Source organism: Mesorhizobium sp. M1E.F.Ca.ET.063.01.1.1 (genome assembly GCF_003998155.1).
Taxonomy (GTDB): domain Bacteria; phylum Pseudomonadota; class Alphaproteobacteria; order Rhizobiales; family Rhizobiaceae; genus Mesorhizobium.
On sequence record NZ_RZSC01000545.1, the window covers coordinates 1 to 4169 of the forward strand.

The following is a 4169-nucleotide window of genomic DNA, read 5'->3' on the forward strand; positions in this document are numbered from 1 at the left end:
GAGCAGCGGCCGCACCTCTTCTGATATGACGGATGCGGTGCTCATAGCTCGGCGCTCCGGATGCAGCGGGACGCGCCATGCGGGCCGGCCGGCACCAACGGCGGCGGCGCGGCCCTGCAAGGCGTGATGGCGAAATCGCAACGCGGCTCGAAGGCGCAGCCAGGCGGCAGGTTGGTGATCGGCGGCACGCTGCCCGGGATCGAATGCAGCGCGCGGCGCTGCCCGGCGGCGTCGATGTCGCGGGCGGCGTTCGGCGTGCAGGCGAGCAGGCCCCTGGTGTAGGGGTGACGCTGATGCGCGAAGAGATCATTGACTGGCGCCTGCTCGACGACGCGGCCGCCATACATGACGACGACATCATGGGCGATTTCGGCCACGACGCCGAGATTGTGGGTGATGAACAGGATCGACATGCCCATCTCGGCCTGAAGCCGGCGCAACAGATCGAGGATCTGCGCCTGGATGGTGACGTCGAGCGCCGTCGTCGGCTCATCGGCGATCAAGAGCGACGGGCTGCAGGACAGCGCCATGGCGATCATCACCCGCTGCCGCATGCCCCCCGACATCTGGTGCGGATAGTCGTCCAAGCGCGATTCCGCATCCGGGATCTCGACATGCTTCAGCATGGCTAAAGCGCGCCTGCGCGCCTCACGGCGATCGACGGGCTCATGCAGCGCGATCATTTCGCCGATCTGGTCGCCGACCGTGAACAGCGGATTGAGGCTGGTCATCGGTTCCTGGAAGATCATCGCGATTTCGCTGCCGCGCAGTTTGCGGAACTGCCGCTGGCTGAAGCCGGCGAGATCGTGGACGCGCTCCTGCCGGTCGCGAAACAGGATGCTGCCGCCGGCGATCGCTCCAGGCCGCGACAAAAGCCCCATGATGGAGAGGCTGGTAACGGACTTGCCGGAGCCGGATTCGCCGACCACCGCGAGCGTCCTGCCCCGCTTGAGATCGAAGGTCACGCCATCGACCGCCTTCGCCGTCACCCGGCGCGTCACGAACCAGGTCTTGAGATCGCGGACCGAAAGGATGACGTCGCTGGCTAAAGGCCCGCTCATGACTTCCACCCGCAATGCGGACAGGCGTGCGAACTGCCCTCGCCTTCCGCCGGCACGTGGCGATGCGCGGCCACGGCCTCAGCGCCGAGGATGGCATGGCGCGGCTCGAACAGCCGATGCAATGTGCTCGACGCGCCTTGTGAATCGCGCACCGTGAGATCGGCGTCGACGACGTCGAACAGCGTGAACTCCGCCGGCTTGCCTTTCTCCAGCAGCCTTTCGGTCGGCAGGCGGATGGCGCGGCGTGGCGTCGTGGTCGAGGCCGCCACCACGTCCTCGAATTTCATGCCGAGCGACAACAGCTTGGACATGGTCGTGGCCATGTCCCAGACCGAGCCGTCGAGCGATCGATTGTGGAGATCGGTCGAGATCGTCGCCGGCGGCAGGCCGCGTTCAAGCGCGGCCTTGGCGACGTCGAAGGAGAAGGACGCGCCGCCGTGGCCGACGTCGAGCACGATACCGCGCGCCGCCGCCTGCTCGGCAAGCCGGTAGAGGTCGTCGTCCTCGATGATCGAGCCGCCGGCCTTGCCGTTGAAGCAGTGGGTGACGATGTCCCCCTCGCTCAAGAGGCCGAGCACGTCGTCGTAGAGCGGCGGCGGCTCGCCAACATGCACCATGATCGGCAGTTTCAGGATGCGGCCGAGCTTCTTGGCGAGCCGCACCGGCGTCAGGTCCCAGGCCCCGGTGATGACATGGCTGGCGCGGACTTTCAGCCCGACGATGACATCGCGGTTGGCCTCGACCGTGGCGATGGTCCGGTCGAAATCGATCGAGCGCATGTCGATCAGCTCGCTGACGCGGTTGCAGGCGACAAGACCGATCGAGCCGATGTTCAGGAAGGCGTAGACGTTCTCTCTTGCCGGCTCGATGATGAACTCGCGAAAGCCGTGGAAATTCGCCTCGCCGGCGGAGCCGGCGTCGACCATCGTGGTGACGCCGCGCGTCGCGCCGCATTGCCCGGGGCGCAGCGAAATGTCGGTGCCGCCATACCAGACATGGACATGCAGGTCAGTCCAGCCCGGCGACAGGAACGCGCCCTTGGCGTCGACGACCTCGATGCGATCACCGGCGGCGATTGCCGATGAGGTCTCGGCGATACGGCCCTGCTCGTCGATCATGACATCGATCGGCTGACCGACGCCGTCGCCGAACCCGACAGGTCTGGCGCTCCTGATCAGCAGCGGTCGCTCGGCCTTGGGGAAGCGATTGGCAAACATCAGATATCCTTGGCGAGACGTGGATCGAGAAGATCGCGCAGCCCGTCGCCGAGGAGCTGCAGCGACAGCACCGTCACGACGATTGCCGCACCGGGAAACATCATCACCCAGGGTGCCTGGTCCATGTATTGGCGGCCGGTGGCGATCATCGTGCCCCAGGTTGGAATGTCGGGCGAAATGCCGACGCCGAGGAAGGACAGGCCGGCCTCCGCCAGGATGGCGTTGGCGAAGATGAAGGTGCCCTGCACCAGGAGCGGCGAGGTGACGTTGCGCAGCACGTGGCGGATCAGGATGATCGGCGTCGGCACGCCAAGCGCCCGCGCCGCCTCCACATAAGGCAGTTCGCGGATGACCAGCGTCGAGGCCCGCACGACCCGGGCGATCCTGGGCGCATAGACCACGCCGAGCGCCACCACGACATTGGTCGCGGTCGCGCCGAGTGCGGCGACCAATGCAATCGCCAGCAGGATATCCGGGAACGCCATCATGGCATCGATCAGCCGCGACACCGGTGTGTCGAGGCGTTTGAAGTAGCCCGCCGTCAGCCCGAGAATCGTGCCGATGATCGATGAGAGGATGACCACGGCGAAGCCGACGCTGAGCGAGGTACGCGCGGCATAGAGCATGCGCGTGAACACGTCGCGGCCGAGATCGTCGGTACCGAACAGATGATCGAGGCTTGGCGGATGCAGCCGGCTGGCGATCGAGAGTTTCGACGGCGCATAGGGCGCGATGACGGGCGCCAGGATTGCGGCGAGCACGATGATGACCAGCACGGTCAGGCCGACGGCCGATGTCGGTCGGCCTATCAGCCGCGACAGGATGTTGGGTTCGGAATGGAGCGGGACGGAGATCGCGGCCATCAGTAGCGAACCCTTGGGTCGACGACGAGGTAGAGCATGTCGATTGCGAAATTGACCAGCACGTAGAGGCCGGCAATGACCAGCAGCGCGCTCTGGATGACCGGATAGTCGCGCCGCAGCACCGCCGACACGACCAGGCTGCCGACACCCGGCAGGCCGAACACCGTTTCGGTGACCACGGCCCCTGAGATCAGCAGCGCGGCGGTAAGCCCGATGACCGTGATGATCGGGATCAGCGCGTTCCTGAAGGCGTGCTTCAGCACCACGCGCCATTCGCTCATGCCTTTCGAACGCGCGGTGCGCACATAGTCGTCGTTGAGCACGTCGAGCATCGAGGCGCGGGTGAAGCGCGTGATCAGCGCCGAGCTGACGAGGCCGAGCGCCAGCGCCGGCAGCGCGAGATGGTTCAGCCTGACGGCGAAGGATGCGCCCGGCCCGCCATAGCCGGACGTGTCGAACCAGCCGAGCCTGACGGCGAAGAACTGGATGAACAATAGGCCCAGCCAGAAGCTCGGCACGCTGGCCGCGAACATGGCGACGGCCGTCGTCGCCTGGTCGAAGATCGAGCCGCGCTTGTAGGCGGCCAGGATGCCGACAGGCAAGGCGATCAGCGTTGCGATCAGCAGCGAGAACACCGTGAGGAAGAAGGTCGGCTCGGCGCGCTGGGCGAGCGCCGTCGTGACCGGCTCGTTGAGGAAGATCGACTGGCCGAAATCGCCCTGGACGAGACCGAGGACGTAACGCCCGAATTGCTCCGGGATCGAGCCATCGAGGCCGAGCCTGGAGCGCAGCGCGGCGATATCGGCGGCGGAAGCATCCGGGCCGAGCATCACGGCGGCCGGATCGCCGGGCGTCACCCGCACGATGATAAAGACGATGGTGACGACCAGCGCCATCACGACGATCATGCCGAGAAGCCTGTTGAGGATCGAGCGCAGCATCGGCGGTCAGCCTGTCTTCGGTGATCTATCGAATGTTCTCGGGTGCCGACCGAGAACGGCCGGCACCCTTTTTGCCTGCCCCGGTTG

4 protein-coding genes are annotated in these 4169 nt (G+C 66.1%); all 4 read right to left on the bottom strand.

Annotated features, from left to right (window positions below; translation table 11 throughout):
- Positions 1-41: 41 nt before the first annotated feature.
- From EOA29_RS27550 to EOA29_RS27565, 4 genes are read right to left on the bottom strand one after another with little or no spacing between them, the layout of a single operon-like run.
- The gene (locus EOA29_RS27550) at positions 42-1061 is read right to left on the bottom strand and encodes an ABC transporter ATP-binding protein (RefSeq protein ID WP_126093753.1); all 1020 of its coding nucleotides are present in this window, start codon (positions 1059-1061) and stop codon (positions 42-44) included.
- Entirely contained in the window at positions 1058-2278 is a 1221-nt protein-coding gene (locus EOA29_RS27555; protein WP_126093752.1) for an amidohydrolase/deacetylase family metallohydrolase, read from the bottom strand. Before EOA29_RS27555 ends, EOA29_RS27550 begins: the two co-directional genes overlap by 4 nt.
- Complete coding sequence (locus EOA29_RS27560) at positions 2278-3141, bottom strand: ABC transporter permease (RefSeq protein WP_126093751.1); 864 nt, start codon at positions 3139-3141, stop codon at positions 2278-2280. Before EOA29_RS27560 ends, EOA29_RS27555 begins: the two co-directional genes overlap by 1 nt.
- Positions 3141-4082 carry an ABC transporter permease gene (locus tag EOA29_RS27565; protein WP_126093750.1) on the bottom strand — a complete coding sequence of 314 codons (942 nt, stop codon included), beginning with the start codon at positions 4080-4082 and terminating at the stop codon, positions 3141-3143. The genes EOA29_RS27560 and EOA29_RS27565 overlap by 1 nt, the downstream gene beginning before the upstream one ends.
- Positions 4083-4169 lie beyond the last annotated feature (87 nt).

Excerpts from the sequence above, each read along its gene's own strand:
- EOA29_RS27550 (WP_126093753.1), bottom strand. The coding sequence starts at position 1,061 with ATGAGCGGGCCTTTAGCCAGCGACGTCATCCTTTCGGTCCGCGATCTC.
- EOA29_RS27555 (WP_126093752.1), bottom strand. The coding sequence starts at position 2,278 with ATGTTTGCCAATCGCTTCCCCAAGGCCGAGCGACCGCTGCTGATCAGG.
- EOA29_RS27560 (WP_126093751.1), bottom strand. The coding sequence starts at position 3,141 with ATGGCCGCGATCTCCGTCCCGCTCCATTCCGAACCCAACATCCTGTCG.
- EOA29_RS27565 (WP_126093750.1), bottom strand. The coding sequence starts at position 4,082 with ATGCTGCGCTCGATCCTCAACAGGCTTCTCGGCATGATCGTCGTGATG.